The sequence below is a fragment of the Streptomyces sp. NPDC018045 genome (assembly GCF_044327445.1).
In the GTDB taxonomy this organism is placed as follows: Bacteria; Actinomycetota; Actinomycetes; order Streptomycetales; family Streptomycetaceae; genus Streptomyces.
Map to the genome: position 1 here is coordinate 63,038 of NZ_JBIRFL010000005.1, position 15,827 is coordinate 78,864.

Below are 15,827 nucleotides of genomic sequence, written 5' to 3' on the forward strand. Positions count from 1 at the left end.
TGACTTCTCCTGTGAAAGATCGTCTTTGATCAACTGAGATTGACGGTTTACAGGGTCGCATCCCCTGTATGCCTTAGATTCTACATGGAAAAGCCGGGATTGCAGAGCGAATGGAAGGTCAGGGGCGTATGGATGCCGTAGATAGGCAGCTCATCCAGGCACTGCGGGAGAACGGCAGGGCCTCGTACGCGGAGCTGGGCCGGCTCGTGGGCCTGTCCGGGCCCAGCGTCACCGACCGGATCAACCGCCTGGAGGCGGCCGGCGTGATCACCGGCTACCGCGCGACCGTCGACGCGGCCTCCCTGGGCCTGGGCGTCACCGCCCTGGTCGGCATCTCCCTGTCGGACGCGGCCGACCACGAGGACGTGGCCATGCGGCTGCGCGACCTCGCGGAGATCGAGGACGCCTGGTTCATCGCGGGCGACGACTCGTACATGCTCAAGGTCCGGGTCAGCGACGTGGACGGGCTGGAGCGCACCATCCGCCGGCTCTCCGGCACCAAGGGCGTCTCCCGTACGCGCACCACCATCGTGCTCTCCACCAAGTGGGAGAACCGCGTCGGCGAGCTGCCCGAGGAGGCGTAGGGCGCCCCGCGACGCCACTTTCCGCGCCTGTACGGCGGGCTCCCGGCCGTACAGGCATGGGGGCCCGGCGGGGCCGGAAAACGGGGGAGTACGCTCGGTGAAGCCCGATTTTGGCAGAGATATGGGAGGCGGCCGGATGACTGCATCCATGGATGTGGGTCTCAAGCGCGAGCTGGAGGACAAGGTCCGGTCCGGGGAGCGGCTGACCCGCGAGGACGGCATCGCCCTCTACGCGTGCGACGACCTGGCGTGGCTGGGCGGGCTCGCCCACGAGGTGCGCACGCGCAAGAACGGCGACGTGGTGCACTTCAACGTCAACCGCCACCTCAACATGACCAACGTGTGCACCGCCTCGTGCGCGTACTGCTCCTTCCAGCGCAAGCCCGGCGAGAAGGACGCGTACACGATGCGCATCGAGGAGGCCGTCCGCCTCGCCAAGGCGATGGAGGGCGAGAACCTCACCGAGCTGCACATCGTCAACGGCCTGCACCCGACCCTGCCGTGGCGCTACTACCCGCGCTCGCTCAGCGCCCTCAAGGAGGCGCTGCCCGACACGGTCTCCCTCAAGGCGTTCACCGCCACCGAGATCCACCACTTCGAGAAGATCTCCGGGCTGCCCGCCTCCGAGATCCTCGACGAGCTGATCGACGCCGGCCTGGAGTCGCTGACCGGCGGCGGCGCCGAGATCTTCGACTGGGAGGTGCGTCAGCACATCGTCGACCACGACACCCACTGGGAGGACTGGTCGCGCATCCACCGCCTGGCGCACGAGAAGGGCCTCAAGACCCCGGCGACGATGCTGTACGGGCACATCGAGGAGCCCCGGCACCGCGTCGACCACGTCCTGCGCCTGCGGGAGCTGCAGGACGAGACCAACGGCTTCCAGGTCTTCATCCCGCTGCGCTACCAGCACGACTTCGTGGACATGAAGGACGGCAAGGTCCGCAACAAGCTCCAGGCGCGCACCACGATGGCGACCGGTGCCGAGGCGCTGAAGACCTTCGCCGTCTCCCGGCTGCTGTTCGACAACGTTCCGCACGTGAAGGTCTTCTGGGTCATGCACGGCGTGCAGACCGCGCAGCTCGCGCTCCAGCACGGCGCCGACGACATGGACGGCTCGGTCGTCGAGTACAAGATCACGCACGACGCGGACAACTACGGCACGCCGAACAAGCTCACCCGCGACGACCTGCTGGAACTGATCCGCGACGCGGGCTTCCGGCCGGTCGAGCGCAACACCCGCTACGAGACCATCCGGGAGTACCCGGGCCCGGACGCGGAGCGCCGCGAGGCGCCGCAGCCGATGCGGGTGTGATCTTCGAGGCGGGGTGTCACCCGGGGCGATTAGGGTCCGCACCATGGATCTCCGCTTCGACCTGGACCCCGCCGTCACTCCCGGGCTGACCGACGGCATCCGAACGCTGTGGGCCGAGGTGTCCAACGCGGGCGGTGCCGTCGGTTTCGTCCCGCCGGTGACGGCCGAGGACGTACGCCCCGACCTGCTCGCCCACCTGGTGGCGATGACGGAGGGGCGCGCCCGGCTGATCGCGGGCCGCGACGCGCGTGACGGCCGGGTGCTCGCCACCGCGTTCCTCCACCTCAACCAGCACCGCCTGATGAAGCACTGGCTGTGGGTCTACACCGTGATGGTGCACCCCTCCCTCCAGGGGCGGGGCGCGGGCCGCGAACTGATGGCGGCCGTCGACGACGCCGCCCGTGAGACCGACGGCATCGAGGGCATCCGGCTCACCTGCCGCGGCGGCATCGGCGTCGAGCGGTTCTATGCCTCGTGCGGCTACAAGGAGGTCGGCCGGGTGCCGTCGGCGATCAAGCTGGCCGACGACGACTACCGGGACGACATCACGATGTGGCGGGAGCTGCGCTAGCCGGGGGCCCCGCGCGCCGCATTCCGCTTTCGGGGCAGGGGCCCGGAAGATCACGAATCGGGCTGTGCTTGACTGGACGCAGACCCTTTCGGTTGTCGTCGTGAAGAAGGTCCGCCCGTGAGTAGCCAGAAGTTCGCCACGCTCCGCTACACCGCCCTGCGTCTGGGGATCTTCGTCGGGTGCTTCGCGCTGGTCTGGGTACTGGCGTACTTCCACATCATCCCGCTCGCCGTGGGCAGCTCCAACGCCGTGTGGCTGCTGCTGCTCGCGATCGTGATCTCCGCGCCGCTGAGCTTCGTGCTGCTGCGCAGGCAGCGGGACGCGATGTCCGAGCAGATCGTGGCGAAGGTGGACCGGCAGAAGGCCCGCATCGCGGCCAACGCCCGCCAGGAGGACGGCCTCCTGTAGCCCCGGGTGCGGCCGGCCCCCGGACCGCCGGTGCCGTAAGGCGCCTCACAGCCGACGTACGCCCCGCCGTGGAGTTCACCCCTCCACGGCGGGGCCTCGTGCGTTCCGTGAGGCCCCCCGGACGCCGCCCGCCCCTCGTACCCAAAGAAATTCTTTGGGGTCCCCAAAGTTCAAGTGTTAACGTGTTCGACATGAAGACAGCAGCAGCGCACCACCTCCCCACGGGCGTCCCGCTCGTGGCGCGCCTGCACGTCGATCTTTGCCGCTGCATGTCCGCGGCCTGTCGCCGCCGCTGACCCTTTCCCCGCGGCGGCCGGAGATCCCGTACGGATCGATACGGACCTCCTGTCTCCTGGCGCTGCCCGCCGTTTCCTTCCCGACGTCTGTCCGTCCCCGGAGTGTGTCCGTTGTCCACCACGTCTTCCGAGACCCCGCGGTCCGAGACCGCCAGATCCTCCCGCCGTATACCCAAGGTCCCGTTCTGGGCGCAGATCCTGCTCGGCCTCGTCCTCGGCGTGCTGCTCGGCTGGATCGCCAAGAGCGGTGACGTCTCCTGGCTGAAGACCACCCTCGACACCATCGGCAGCCTCTTCGTCCAGCTCCTCAAGCTGGCCGTGGCGCCGCTGGTCTTCTTCGCCATCCTGGTCTCGATCACCAACCTGCGGCAGGTCAACAACGCCGCCCGGCTGGCCACCCGCACCCTGCTGTGGTTCATGGTCACCTCGCTGATCGCGGTCGCCATCGGCATGGCGATCGGCCTGATCAGCAACCCCGGCGCGGGCACCGGCCTGACCCCCAAGGACGGCAAGCTCCCCGAGCACGCCGGCTCCTGGATCGACTTCCTGACCGGCATCGTCCCCAAGGACGTCATCACGCCGTTCACCGAGCTGAAGGTCATGCAGATCGTCTTCATGGCGACGGTGGCCGGCATCGCGGCCCTGAAGCTGGGCGACCGCGCCGAACCGGTGCTGCGCCTGAGCCGCTCCGCGCTGGAGCTGCTCCAGAAGGCCCTGTGGTGGGTCATCCGGCTGGCCCCGATCGGCTCGCTCGGCCTGATCGGCTACGCCATCGCCGACTACGGCTGGGATCTGATCAGCAAGTACGCGACCTTCACCGTCGACATCTACGTCGGCTGCGCGATCGTCCTGTTCGGCGTCTACCCGCTGCTGCTGTCGGTCTTCGCCAAGGCCAACCCGCTGCAGTTCTTCAAGGGCGCCTGGCCCGCCATCCAGTTGGCGTTCGTCTCCCGCTCCTCGGTCGGCACCATGCCGCTGACCCAGAAGGTCACCGAGCGCCTGGGCGTCCCGAAGGAGTACGCGTCCTTCGCGGTGCCCTTCGGCTCGACGACCAAGATGGACGGCTGCGCCTCGATCTACCCGGCCCTCGCCGCGATCTTCATCGCGCAGATCTTCAACGTGGACCTGGGCATCGGTGACTACGCCCTGATCGCCTTCGTCTCGGTCATCGGCTCGGCGGCCACCGCCGGTCTGACGGGCGCCACCGTCATGCTGACCCTGACCCTGTCCACCCTCGGCCTCCCCCTGGAGGGCGTCGGCCTGCTGATGGCCATCGACCCGATCCTGGACATGATGCGGACGGCCACGAACGTCGCCGGCCAGGTCGTCGTGCCGATCCTGGTCTCGGCCAAGGAGAAGATCCTGGACCGCGACGCGTACGCCCGTGCCGCCGGCGTGGACCTGGAGGACCGCGCGGTCGCCGACGCCGAGCAGAAGGTGTCGGTGCCGGCGCCTGCCGGAGCCTAGGAGCGGACGCCGAGCGCGGGATCGCGGCACCGTGACGCCGGGCGGGCCGGGGACACACCCCGGCCCGCCCGGCGTTTCGCGTGCGTCCGGGGCGACGGCTCCGTACACCCGGGCGACGGTGACGGCTCCGTACGTCCGGACGACGGCGATGGCTCCGTACGCCCGAGCCGTCCCCTCAGCCCGCTTTCGCCGTATGCGCGAGGATCGCCTCCGCCAGCGGCCCCTGGACCGCCGGGGGCAGGGCGTGGCCCATGCCGGGGATCTCCACCAGGCGCGCGCCCCGGACGGCCTGGGCGAGGTGGTGCGGGTGCGGCGGCGGGAAGACCGGTTCGGCCGGGGCGCTGATGACGAGGGTGGGCACCTGGTTGGCGGCCAGGGCCTCGGTGCGCAGCATGCCGGAGTTGTCGGCGCGGGCGGGCGCGGTGGAGACGTCGTACCGGCCGGCGTGCTCGATGATCCCCCGCTCCAGCTCGCGGAAGTACCCGGCGTCGAACGGGAGCTGCCCGCCGCTCAGGACCCGCCAGTGCGCCACGCGCCGGTCGAGCTCGGCTTCCAGCCCGTGGTCCTCGACGGGGCGGGACCACATCTCCAGCACACCCGGGGCGATGCCGGGCAGTTCGGCGACGGGGACCAGGGTGCCGTCCGGGCGGGTGTACGGGGTGGTGCTCAGCGCCGAGGTGCCCATCAGGGTGGCGCTCAGCACCCGGTCGGGGTGATCGGCGAGGACGAGCTGCGTCAGCATTCCGCCGAGAGACAGCCCGGCCAGGTGCGCCCGCTGGACGCCGAGGCCGTCGAGGACGCGGACGATGTCCTGCGCCAGGTCCGTGATGCGGTACGGCCGCTCGTCGAAGGACCAGGTGGAGCGGCCCGTGTCGCGGTGGTCGTAACGGATGACCCGGTGGTGGACGGCGAGGGCGTCCACGAACGGCTCCGGCCAGCCCAGGCCGGACGCCTGCGCACCCATGACGAGCAGCAGCGGGGTCGCGTCGGCCGGGCCGCGCTGCTCGGTCCACAGGCGCACGCCGGGGGCCGCTTCGATGAATCGCCGGTGCGCCTGGTGCATGGGGGGACTTCCTTCCGCTGGTTTTAACGAGACGAGTCGTATCGTCTCGTAACGTAGGTGAGCACGTCAAGAGACGTCGGGCCGGGCGGGGAAACGTAAACTTACTTGGCGGTAAAGGGGTGGGACGGGAAGGCAATTGGGGTGGGAACTGTGAAGAGCAAGCGGATGCCGCGGGCGGTACGGGAGCAGCAGATGCTCGACGCGGCCGTGCTGACCTTCGCGCGGTGTGGTTACCGGGCGGCCTCGATGGACGAGATCGCCGAGGCCGCGGGGGTGTCGAAACCGCTGGTCTATCTGTACCTGAACTCCAAGGAGGAGCTGTTCAGCGCGGTGATCCGGCGGGAGGCGTCGGCCCTCGCGGAGGCCGTGCGGGCCGCCGTGGAGCCGGACGCGCCCGCCGACCGGCAGTTGTGGAGCGGGCTGAAAGGATTCTTCGCTCATACGGCCGAGAATCCGGACGGCTGGGCGGTGCTGCACCAGCAGGCCCGCACGCAGGGCGAGCCGTTCGCGGTCGAGGTCGCCGCGCTGCGGGCGGAGATCGTCGAATTCGTCACGGCGATGATCGGCGCGGCGGCCCAGGAGGCCGGCTGCGACCGGGAGCCGGCCGCGCGCGAGGTGTCCGGCCTGGCCCACGCCCTGGTGGGCGCCGCCGAATCACTGGCCGACTGGGCCAACGGGCGGGGCAGCGGAACGGCGCCCGGGGAACGGCCGTCGGCCAAGGACACGGCGGCGACGCTGATGAACTTCGCCTGGGCGGGGCTGGGCCGGCTGATGGACGGGGAGCGGTGGTCGCCCGGCGGGTGAGAGCGACGGGGCGCGGCCGGGGGTGAGCCCAAACCCTCTCCGGGGCGGGGCGGACCGGGGCGCGTGGTCGGCGCCCGCCGGTCCCCGGGCGGGTGTGACAGCGCCTGCCGGCCCCGGGCGTGTGCGACAGCCCCCGCCGGTCCCCAGGCGGGTGTGAGCGGCACGCCGTCGGCCCGAGGCGGGCCGGGCGCTTCCCGTCACGGGCCGTGTCTCCCTGGTCCGGGCCGGTGCTTCCCGGTCCGGCCCGTGCGCGTCACACGTCCGTCTCCACCCTCCCCTCCAGGTGGACGCGGGACCGGCTCCCGGAGCCGCCACGCAGTTGGAACGTGCCGCCGGTGCGCGTGGTCTCGTAGCCGTACGAGACGGTGGCGGGCAGCAGCACCGGCGCGCGGAACTCCGCCGAGATGCGCAGCGTGGGCGTGCCCGGCAGCACCGCTTCGGCGGCGCAGCGCGCGAAGGTCCACATGCCGTGCGCGATGGCGCGCGGGAAGCCGAGCGGGCGGGCCGTGAGGGCGTGCAGGTGGATCGGGTTGTAGTCACCGGAGACGGCGGCATGGCGGCGGCCGAGGTCGGCGGGCAGCCGCCAACGGGCGCGTACGGGCAGCACGCGGGGGGCGGGTGACGGGGAACCGGCACGTCGCTCCCCCTCGTCCGCGCCCGTCCGGTGTCGTGCCAGATAGGTGCTCCGGTCGTGCCACACCAGTGCGCCCGCGCGGCGTGCCTCGGTGGTCAGCACGGCCTCGGTGCCGCGGTGATGCGGCCGCAACGGGCCCGCGAACACGGACAGTTCGAGCGTGTCGGTCGGGTGCAGCGGCGCGTACTGGGTGATCTCGATGCCGGTGTGCACCAGGCCGAGCATCGGCAGCGGGAAGTCCCGCGCGCTCATCAGCCGTGCGGCCAGCGGGAATCCGAGGATGTGCGGATAGGTGACGGGCAGCGGTTCGGTGGCCTCGTACCCGCAGACCCGGGCGTACGTGGCGGCCCGGCCCAGCCCGATCCGTACGGCGGGCAGCACCAGGCGGGTGCGCGGCACCGCGGCGTCCGGCCGCGGGTGCTTACCGAGTCCGGTCAGAACTCCCTTGGCCAGTACGGGCATCAGCCGCGGCGGGCGGGACCGGCCGGGGCTCGCGCCGCCCGGCGCGTCGGCCGCCATCAGGCGCCCGGCCGGTGCGGCGCGGGCAGCGGGTGGTCCGTGCGAGGGGTGCGGCGGGGGCCCGGAGCCGAATCGGTGGGAGGAAGACGGTGTTCGGGCATTGGCCAACTCCTGGTCCTCGCATAAATTTACTTCGAAGTAAGGTTACTGTCGGGTCAGGTGTTGGTCGAGAGCGCGAGCCTGCGGTCCGCGCGCCGGTCACGGCCGCCCAACGAGCCTGCTCCTTCGGCCCGTTGGTGCCCGCCGGCCGGCGCGCCGCGGGCGGGCCGCCGCGCCCACCGTGAGACGAGGAGCCGCTCGTGTCCAGTCAGCAACGGCAAGGCGGGCCACCGGCGCCCGCTCTGGTGGAGCCCCGCACACGGGTACGGGGCGGTGTCGTGCGGGAGGCGTCCGTACCGCCGCTGGCCCCGCCGGTGCGGACCGGTTCACTGGGAGACATCCCCTTCGACAACGCCGCGCAAGCGCCCGGCGAGGTGGTGCTGGCGCGCAAACAGGCGGGGCGGGAGGCCGGGGGCGCGTGGCGGGACGTGAGCGCCGCCGAGTTCGCCGCCGAGGTGCTCGCCGTGGCCAAGGGACTGATCGCCCACGGCCTGCGGGCGGGCGACCGGCTGGCCATCATGTCCCGTACGACGTATGAGTGGACGCTGGTCGACTTCGCCGCCTGGGCGGCCGGACTGGTCACCGTGCCCGTCTACCCGACGTCCTCGGCCCACCAGGCGCACTGGATCCTGCGGGACTCGGGGGCGGTGGCCTGTGTCGTGGAGGGCGTCGAGGAGGCCCGGCTGGTCAGCGGCGTACGGTCCGGGCTGCCCGGGCTGCGCCACCTGTGTCAGTTGGACACCGGCGCCGTGCCGCAGATCGTGTCGGCCGGGCGGCCGGTGCCGGACGCGCTGGTGACCGAGCGGCGGGCGGCCGCCGGCCCCGCCGACATCGCCACCCTCGTCTACACCTCCGGCACCACCGGCCGCCCCAAGGGCTGCGTCCTGACCCACGGCAACTTCTTCACCGAGGTGGACAACGCGATCGAACTGCTGCACCCGGTCTTCAGGTCGGTCAGCAGCGAGCCCGCCGCCACGCTGCTCTTCCTGCCCCTCTCGCACGTCTTCGGCCGGATGGTCGCGGTCGGCTGCCTGCGCGCCCGGGTACGGCTCGGCCACGCGCCCAGCATCCGTACCGAGGACCTCCTCGCCGACCTGGCCGCCTTTCGCCCCACGTTCCTGCTCGCGATCCCCTACGTCCTGGAGAAGGTCTACAACACCGGCCGCGCCACGGCCGAGAAGATGGGCCGGGCCGCCTCCTTCGACCGCGCCGCAGCGATCGCGCGGCGCTACGGGGAGGCCGTCGAGGCGAAGGAGCACGGCACGGGCAGCGGTCCCGGCGTGGCGCTGAAGGCGGCCCGGCGGATGTACGACCCGCTGGTCTACCGCCGTATCCGCGCCGCGCTCGGCGGCAAGGTCCGCCACGCGATCTGCGGCGGCTCCCCGCTCGGGCACCGGCTCGCGGCCTTCTACGCCGGCGCGGGCATCGAGATCTTCGAGGGCTACGGGCTCACCGAGACCACCGCGGCGGCCACGCTGACCCCGCCGCTCCGGCCCCGGATCGGCACGGTCGGCTGGCCGCTGCCCGGCACCGCCGTACGGATAGCGGAGGACGGGGAGGTGCTGCTGCGCGGCGGGCAGGTCTTCACCGGCTACTGGGACGCCACGGCCGGGGGCCCGCTGGCCGGGGACGTGGACGAGGCGGCCGGCGGCGGACGTCCGGACGGGACCGGCCCCGGGCCTGGGACCGGGACCGGCGTGGGTTCCGGGGGCGCGGACGGTGACGGTGCCTGGCTGGCGACCGGAGACATCGGGGCCCTGGACGCGGACGGCTACCTGACCATCACCGGCCGCAAGAAGGAGCTGATCGTCACCTCCGGCGGCAAGAACGTCGCCCCGGCCCCGCTGGAGGACCGGCTGCGGGCCCACCCCCTCGTCGGCCAGTGCATGGTCGTCGGCGACGACCGCCCGTACATCACCGCGCTCGTCACGCTGGAGCCGGACGGGCTGGCGCACTGGCGGCAGATGCGGAAGAAGCAGCAGGTCCCGATGGCGGAACTGGTCCACGACGAGGCGCTGGTGGCCGAGATCCAGGCCGCCGTGGACGACGCCAACCAGCTCGTCTCGCGCGCCGAATCGATACGCCGATTCACCGTGCTGCCGGTCGACTTCACGGAGGAGGCCGGGCACCTCACCCCGTCCCTGAAACTGCGGCGGGCCGCCATCGCGCGCGACTTCGCCGGGGAGATCAAGGAGTTGTACGGATCCGGCACCCCCTCCTGATGCCCCGTTAACTGACCACCGGGTAACCTCGGGTGTGCCCGGACGGGAAGACCGGAACCCCGTGTCACCTCTGTGGGGGAAGTGGCACGGGGTTCCTCTCCGTGAGCCTGTCGCCGTCGGATCAGCCGCAGTTGGCGCGCGCCGGCTTCCCGGCGAAGCGGTCCGCCAGCCAGTTGGCGGCCGGTACGGCGCCCGCGATCGCGCCGACGACGTGCTCACCCAGCGGGATCGTGGCCCACCGCACCTCGGTGCCCTTGGCGCACCAGTCCGCGCGCAGTTGCTTGCCGACGCCGTACGGGATCAGCTCGTCGAGCGTGCCGTGGTAGAGGAAGACCGGCGCGTCCGGCTTGCGCGTACCGAGGTCGGAGGCGCGCAGCCGCTGCTGCCAGTCGGCCTCGTACAGCGGGTTCCTGACCGTGACGTCGGAGATCTTCTTGAAGGCGCCGGCGATGGCGTCGATCGCCACGCAGTTGCGCTTCATGAAGTCGACGTAGTGCCGGCCCTTGGCGTTGAGGTACTTCGCCAGGTCCAGCTCGGGGAAGGCGGCGTCCTGGCCGACGGCCGCCATCAGGATCAGGCCCGCGCCGATGTTGCCGTTGTTGAAGTCGGCGACCTTGAGCAGGTCGGCCGGGACGCCGCCGGTCGCGGTGCCCTTCACCTTCAGCTCGGGCGCGTACGTACCGTGCAGCTCGGCCGCCCAGCTCGACGCCTGGCCGCCCTGGGAGTAGCCCATGATGCCGACCGGGGAGTCCTTCGTGACACCCGCCTGGACCGCGCCGGGCAGACGCTGCGCGGCGCGCGCCGCATCCAGGACGGCCTGCCCCTCGGCGCGGCCGACGGTGTAGGTGTGGTCGCCGGGCGTGCCCAGGCCCTCGTAGTCGGTCACGGCCACCGCCCAGCCGCGGGCGGTGAGCTGCTGGATGAGGTTGGCCTCGACGGTGGTGCCCTTGGGGAAGCCGGCCGAGGGCGCGCACGTGTCGGCGAGGCCGACCGTGCCGACGGCGTACGTGACCAGCGGGCGCGGTCCGGTGCGGCCGTCATCCGGGACGATCACGGTGCCGGAGACGACGTTCGGGGCGCCCTTGGCGGTGGTGGAGCGGTATTCCATGTGCCAGGCGCGGGTGCGGGTCGGCTGGCCCGGCAGTGGGTGGAAGGACGTGGGGGCGGCCCGCACGATGTCGCCCGGCCGCGCGCTGTCCGCCCGGGCGGACGCGGCGTACGGGGGCGAGGACTGGGTGGCCGTGGCGTTCGTGAGGCCGAGCGAGAGGGTGAGTGCCGTGGCGGCGGTGAGGGCGGTGGCGCGCAGCGCGCGGGTCGCGCGGCGGGCACGGGGGGCGGGTTGCACCATGCGGCTCTCCCAACGGTCCGGAGGACGGTTCAGTTGGGGTGACCGTAGTGACTCACGGGTAAGGACGGTGCTGACCGGGACGCTCAGCTTTGCTGACCCGGCGGAGCGCCGGCCAGCACGCCCGGAGCGGTCGGACGCAGCCGGTACGCGCCCGGCGTGGTCCCCGTCCACCGCCGGAACGCGCGGTGGAAGGCGGTGTCCTCGGAGAAGCCGAGCCGCGCCGCCAGCTCGGCGATCGGCTCCCGGCCCGCCGTCAGCGAGCTGATCGCCGCGTCCCGGCGCACCGCGTCCTTCAGCCGCTGGTACGAGGTGCCCTCCTCCTGGAGCCGGCGGCGCAGCGTCGCCGGGCTCACCGCCAGCCGCGCCGCGACCTCGGCCACCTCCGGCAGGCGGGCCGGGCCCGCGGCGCGCAGCGCGAGCCCGAGCGTGCGCCGTACCCGCTCGGTGACGGTCGTGCCGTACTCCCGGCGGCTCAGCAGGTCGGCGGGCGCCCGCCGCAGCATCGCCGTCAGCGCCGCCTCGTCCCGGACGACCGGCGCCGCCAGCCAGCGGGCGTCGAAGACCGCCGCGGTACGCGGCGCCCCGAAGCGCACGTCGCAGCCGAAGAGCAGCGCGTACTCGGGGGCGTGCGCGGGGGCTGGGTGGGTGAAGCAGGTGTGGCGCAGCGGGATGCGGTGGCCGACGAGCCAACTGGAGAGCCGGTGCCAAATGATCACCAGGGCCTCGGCGAGGAAGGTGCTCTCGGGGTAGGGGCGCAGGTCGGTACGGATCGAGAACTCGGCGGTGGCGGTTGCGGTGGCGGTTGTGGGGGAGGGGGCGGAAGCGGAGACGGCGGAGAGGGAGGCGGCGGGTATGTCGGGGCCGGGACCGGAGGCGCCGGGGTCGGAGGCGCCGGGAGGGGAAGCGCCGGGGCCGGGAGCGTGGGATCTGGCGGCGCCGGGGCCGGGGGCCGCCCAGCCGTCCACCGCCATCTCGGGTCCGCCCGGGAAGAGCCCGTAGAACCGCACGGCCCGCTCCAGCGCCGTACCGAGGTCCGGGCAGCTCAGACAGGCGAGGCCCATCATGGCGAAGGTGCCCCGGCGGCTGGGCAGCGGCCCGAGCCCCAGGAATTCGTCGTCCGTCGCCCGCTGCACTTCCTTGACCAGCCTGGCGAACCGGTCCGCGCCGACCCGCGCCCGCTCGTCCCCGAGCAGCAACGGCGAAATCCGCGCCGCCTGCAACAACGGCACGGTGTCCACACCCGCCCGCCGCGCACCACTGAGCACGGCCCGCACATGGTGCACCGCGATGGTCGGCCCGGTCATGACCCTTCACGGTAGCCGTGGGGGCCGCGGAGGTCAGGAGGGCCGACGGAGGGGAAACCGGAACGGCCGCGCGGCCGCCTTCTGATTTCGCCGGGCGGCCGCGCAAAGGCAGGAGCCCCGTCTCCCTCCCCGAAAGGAAGGAGCGGGGCTCCTTGGGTACTGCTAAGTCGACCGCGATCGGTCGGACCGGGCAACTCAGACCGGCGTGACGTTCTCCGCCTGCGGACCCTTCGGGCCCTGCGTGACGTCGAAGTTCACCTGCTGGTTCTCTTCCAGGGAGCGGAAGCCAGAGGCGTTGATCGCAGAGTAGTGAACGAAGACATCCGGGCCGCCGCCGTCCTGGGCGATGAAGCCGAAGCCCTTTTCAGCGTTGAACCACTTCACGGTTCCGGTAGCCATAAGCCCTCCTTGGGCCAAAGGGTTGCCCTGCTCCAGAACCTGCGAGAAGTCTGAAAACTACAAAAGCCTGCGGCGTCACATGCTCCGCAGGCTCTGTACTGCAAGGGAAACCAAACTGCAACTTGCGCTGAGCCTAGCACGGGGCGCTTGTGGGGCGGAAGAGCCAAAGATCACGTTTACCCGTGCGATGTGGCGGCCACGGGCGGCCCCGCCGCCTCGTCCGGCACGCGCCGGGTCTAGCCTCCACATGTGGACAATTCAACCGTTGGAGACGCATCCGCAGGAGCCGCGGCCGAGCACCGTCGCAGCCGGCCGCGGGTGGGCCACATCCAGTTCCTGAACTGTATGCCCCTGTACTGGGGCCTCGCGCGTACGGGCACGCTGCTCGACCTGGAGCTCACCAAGGACACCCCGGAAAAGCTCAGCGAACGGCTGGTGCGCGGCGATCTCGACATCGCGCCGGTCACCCTCGTGGAGTTCCTGCGGGCCGCCGACGACCTGGTCGCCTTCCCCGACCTGGCGGTCGGCTGCGACGGCCCGGTGATGTCGTGCGTGATCGTGTCGCAGAAGCCCCTGGAGGAGCTGGACGGGGCGCGGGTCGCGCTCGGCTCGACCTCTCGTACGTCCGTACGGCTGGCCCAACTGCTGCTGGCCGAGAAGATCGGCGTCACTCCTGAGTACTACACCTGCCCGCCCGACCTCGGCGTGATGATGCAGGAGGCGGAGGCCGCCGTGCTGATCGGGGACGCGGCGCTGCGCGCGAACCTGCACGACGCGCCGCGGCTCGGCCTCCAGGTGCACGACCTGGGACAGATGTGGAAGGACTGGACGGGGCTGCCGTTCGTCTTCGCCGTCTGGGCGACCCGGCGGGACTACCTGGCGCGCGAGCCTGTCGTCGTACGCAAGGTGCACGAGGCGTTCCTGGCCTCCCGCGACCTGTCGCTGGAGGAGGTCGGCAAGGTGGCCGAGCAGGCCGCGCGCTGGGAGAGCTTCGACGAAAGCGTGCTGGAGCGCTACTTCACGACACTGGACTTCCGCTTCGGTCCGGACCAGTTGCGCGGGGTGACGGAATTCGCCCGCAGGACCGGAGAAACGACCGGCTATCCGGCGGACGTGCGGGTGGACCTCCTGGAGAACCCGCACAGCTAGGTCCCGGTCCCGGTGGATTCGGGCGGATTCCGGCGGCGAATTCCGCGCGTACGGAAGGTGTGCGCGAGCCGAACGCGAGCTGTACGAGAAGCACCCGAAAGGCACGGGTGCCGCATTCGGCGCTGTGCGGAAGTCGTACGGGGGGCGTCCGGAAGCCCAGGGAAACCCCTGTGCCAGCCGTAGGGAAACCGTATGGAATCCCTAGGAAAATCGTCGGGAAGCCGTCGGGAAGCCGTCGGGAAGCCGTCAGGAGTGAGTAAGGAAGGCGTACGAAATGCCCGGCCGACGCGTCAGGGTGCGGGCGTCGGGCCCGGCATCACCTTGCTGATCCATTCCATGGAACCGTCATTCATGCCACGGACGTATCCGCGGGCGTTGTGCCCGCCGCCTTGGATCACTTGAAGGCGGGTCTTGATCGGTCCCTTGCCGTATTTCTTCATGAAGGATTCCAGCTTGGCCCGGCCGCCCTCCTTGGTGCCGATCTGGAAGGCGATGTGCACGTCCGGGGCCCCGGGCCGGGCGATCAGGTCCTTGGCCAACTGCTCCGGGTCGTTGGCCCGCCGCTCCTTCTCGTGGCCGCGCCACAGCGGCGAGTCCGGCCGGGTGTCCGGGCCGCTGGCGATCACGGCCTTGAACCGGTCGGGGTGCTGGAGCACCTGCTTGAGGCCCACGTAGGCGCCCGAGGAGGAGCCCATGAAGGCCCAGCCGTCCCGCGAGGTGAAGGTACGGAAGTTGGCCTTGACCAGGTCGGGGACGTCGTCGGACATCCAGGTGCCCATCTTCGGCTGCCCGGGGATGTCACTGCCGTCGTAGTAGTGCTTGTCGTCCGCGTTCAGGACCGGCATGACGACGATGAACGGCTTGCTCTTGCCCGACTTCGACCACTCGCTGATGCTGCTTTGCAGCTTCAGGTCGGTTCCCATCCAGTAGTTGACCGGGTAGCCGGGGCCGCCGGGCAGGGCGATGAGCACCGGGAACGCGCTTTTGGCGTACGTGTCCTCGTAGTACTCCTTGGGGGCCCAGACCCACACCTTGCCCGTGAAGCCGGACTTCTTCCCGTGCAGCGTGGTCACGCCGATCCGGGTGCCGTCGTCCAGCGTGTTCGCCGTCGTGAACTGCGCCCGCGGGCCGGTGGGCATCCGCACCCGCGGATCGGACGTGCCGGACGGTCCGCCCGCGCCGGCCGAACCGTCCGTGCCGCCGCCGTCCGGGCGCGGCTGGTCGAAGGTCATCGGGTCGCCGTTGTCGGAGAAGACGTCGAAGGCGTTCAGCACGGGGACGGCGGCCAGGCCCAGCGCAGCGACGACCGCGCCGAGCAGCCAGAGCCGCTTGCGCCCGCCCGCACGGCGGCGCCGGGCACGGTGCTCCCGGGCGGGGCCGCCGGGCGCGGGGCCGCCGTCGGGCCCGTACGCGGACCGGCCCCCGGGGCCGTGCGGGGGCTGCTCGCCGGAAGGGTGGTGCACGACGGACTCCGGAAGGTGCGCTGCCCCGCAGGACAAGTCGGACGGTTGCTTGCGTTCCACCTCTTTGATGGCGAAAGCCGCTGTACGGGTTCACCGGACCGGGCATGACCTGGGTCATAGCCCGGGACGGCCCCGGGCCGGCGCGGGAGCCGAAGCCCCGGAGCCGCTGGGGGCGGCCGGCC

14 protein-coding genes are annotated in these 15,827 nt (G+C 71.6%); 8 read left to right on the plus strand and 6 right to left on the minus strand.

Features of this window, described 5'->3' with window-relative positions:
* Positions 1-128 precede the first annotated feature (128 nt).
* The 5 genes from ACH4EB_RS13990 to ACH4EB_RS14010 all read left to right on the plus strand — a co-directional run bounded on the left by ACH4EB_RS13990 (position 129) and on the right by ACH4EB_RS14010 (position 4,641).
* Complete coding sequence (locus ACH4EB_RS13990; RefSeq protein WP_398347697.1) at positions 129-584, plus strand: Lrp/AsnC family transcriptional regulator; 456 nt, start codon at positions 129-131, stop codon at positions 582-584.
* A 148-nt stretch (positions 585-732) separates the two neighbouring features.
* Positions 733-1,899, plus strand: coding sequence for an aminofutalosine synthase MqnE (gene mqnE / locus ACH4EB_RS13995; RefSeq protein ID WP_398348106.1), 1,167 nt, complete (start codon positions 733-735; stop codon positions 1,897-1,899).
* Positions 1,900-1,942: 43 nt separating this feature from the next.
* Complete coding sequence (locus ACH4EB_RS14000) at positions 1,943-2,470, plus strand: GNAT family N-acetyltransferase (protein WP_398347699.1); 528 nt, start codon at positions 1,943-1,945, stop codon at positions 2,468-2,470.
* Positions 2,471-2,587: 117 nt separating this feature from the next.
* Positions 2,588-2,878, plus strand: a complete 291-nt coding sequence (locus ACH4EB_RS14005; RefSeq protein ID WP_398347700.1) for a DUF4229 domain-containing protein — start codon at positions 2,588-2,590, stop codon at positions 2,876-2,878.
* Between the two features lie 407 nt (positions 2,879-3,285).
* Positions 3,286-4,641 (plus strand): dicarboxylate/amino acid:cation symporter, encoded by a 1,356-nt coding sequence (locus ACH4EB_RS14010; protein WP_398347701.1) that lies wholly within the window; start codon positions 3,286-3,288, stop codon positions 4,639-4,641.
* A 175-nt stretch (positions 4,642-4,816) separates the two neighbouring features.
* Here the strand turns inward: ACH4EB_RS14010 and ACH4EB_RS14015 are convergent, their stop codons facing one another.
* Complete coding sequence (locus tag ACH4EB_RS14015) at positions 4,817-5,704, minus strand: alpha/beta fold hydrolase (RefSeq protein WP_398347703.1); 888 nt, start codon at positions 5,702-5,704, stop codon at positions 4,817-4,819.
* Between the two features lie 165 nt (positions 5,705-5,869).
* Here ACH4EB_RS14015 and ACH4EB_RS14020 point away from each other — a divergent pair, with 165 nt between their 5' ends.
* Positions 5,870-6,508, plus strand: coding sequence for a TetR/AcrR family transcriptional regulator (locus tag ACH4EB_RS14020; RefSeq protein WP_398348107.1), 639 nt, complete (start codon positions 5,870-5,872; stop codon positions 6,506-6,508).
* Between the two features lie 253 nt (positions 6,509-6,761).
* Here the strand turns inward: ACH4EB_RS14020 and ACH4EB_RS14025 are convergent, their stop codons facing one another.
* A complete protein-coding gene (locus ACH4EB_RS14025) occupies positions 6,762-7,661 on the minus strand; it encodes a MaoC family dehydratase (RefSeq protein WP_398347705.1) in 900 nt (299 codons plus the stop codon).
* Between the two features lie 299 nt (positions 7,662-7,960).
* Between ACH4EB_RS14025 and ACH4EB_RS14030 the strand changes: the two genes are divergently transcribed.
* Entirely contained in the window at positions 7,961-9,982 is a 2,022-nt protein-coding gene (locus ACH4EB_RS14030) for an AMP-dependent synthetase/ligase (RefSeq protein WP_398347706.1), read from the plus strand.
* A 121-nt stretch (positions 9,983-10,103) separates the two neighbouring features.
* On the opposite strand, the gene ACH4EB_RS14035 is transcribed toward ACH4EB_RS14030, so the two are convergent.
* From ACH4EB_RS14035 to ACH4EB_RS14045, 3 genes are all read right to left on the minus strand, one after another.
* The gene (locus ACH4EB_RS14035; RefSeq protein WP_398347707.1) at positions 10,104-11,330 is read right to left on the minus strand and encodes a lipase family protein; all 1,227 of its coding nucleotides are present in this window, start codon (positions 11,328-11,330) and stop codon (positions 10,104-10,106) included.
* A gap of 83 nt (positions 11,331-11,413) precedes the next feature.
* Positions 11,414-12,634, minus strand: coding sequence for an AraC family transcriptional regulator (locus tag ACH4EB_RS14040; protein ID WP_398347708.1), 1,221 nt, complete (start codon positions 12,632-12,634; stop codon positions 11,414-11,416).
* Between the two features lie 195 nt (positions 12,635-12,829).
* Positions 12,830-13,033 (minus strand): cold-shock protein, encoded by a 204-nt coding sequence (locus ACH4EB_RS14045; RefSeq protein ID WP_003984261.1) that lies wholly within the window; start codon positions 13,031-13,033, stop codon positions 12,830-12,832.
* Positions 13,034-13,282: 249 nt separating this feature from the next.
* On the opposite strand from ACH4EB_RS14045, the gene ACH4EB_RS14050 reads away from it, so the two are divergent.
* Entirely contained in the window at positions 13,283-14,182 is a 900-nt protein-coding gene (locus ACH4EB_RS14050) for a menaquinone biosynthetic enzyme MqnA/MqnD family protein (RefSeq protein ID WP_398347709.1), read from the plus strand.
* Between the two features lie 290 nt (positions 14,183-14,472).
* On the opposite strand, the gene ACH4EB_RS14055 is transcribed toward ACH4EB_RS14050, so the two are convergent.
* Positions 14,473-15,645, minus strand: coding sequence for an alpha/beta hydrolase (locus ACH4EB_RS14055; RefSeq protein WP_398347710.1), 1,173 nt, complete (start codon positions 15,643-15,645; stop codon positions 14,473-14,475).
* Between the last annotated feature and the right edge of the window lie 182 nt (positions 15,646-15,827).

Bases quoted from the DNA above. Each gene is read 5' to 3' on its own strand.
- ACH4EB_RS14040 (WP_398347708.1), bottom strand. From the start codon at position 12,634: ATGACCGGGCCGACCATCGCGGTGCACCATGTGCGGGCCGTGCTCAGT.
- ACH4EB_RS14045 (WP_003984261.1), bottom strand. From the start codon at position 13,033: ATGGCTACCGGAACCGTGAAGTGGTTCAACGCTGAAAAGGGCTTCGGC.
- ACH4EB_RS14020 (WP_398348107.1), top strand. From the start codon at position 5,870: ATGCCGCGGGCGGTACGGGAGCAGCAGATGCTCGACGCGGCCGTGCTG.
- ACH4EB_RS14015 (WP_398347703.1), bottom strand. From the start codon at position 5,704: ATGCACCAGGCGCACCGGCGATTCATCGAAGCGGCCCCCGGCGTGCGC.
- ACH4EB_RS13990 (WP_398347697.1), top strand. From the start codon at position 129: ATGGATGCCGTAGATAGGCAGCTCATCCAGGCACTGCGGGAGAACGGC.
- ACH4EB_RS14000 (WP_398347699.1), top strand. From the start codon at position 1,943: ATGGATCTCCGCTTCGACCTGGACCCCGCCGTCACTCCCGGGCTGACC.
- ACH4EB_RS14035 (WP_398347707.1), bottom strand. From the start codon at position 11,330: ATGGTGCAACCCGCCCCCCGTGCCCGCCGCGCGACCCGCGCGCTGCGC.
- mqnE (WP_398348106.1), top strand. From the start codon at position 733: ATGGATGTGGGTCTCAAGCGCGAGCTGGAGGACAAGGTCCGGTCCGGG.
- ACH4EB_RS14025 (WP_398347705.1), bottom strand. From the start codon at position 7,661: ATGGCGGCCGACGCGCCGGGCGGCGCGAGCCCCGGCCGGTCCCGCCCG.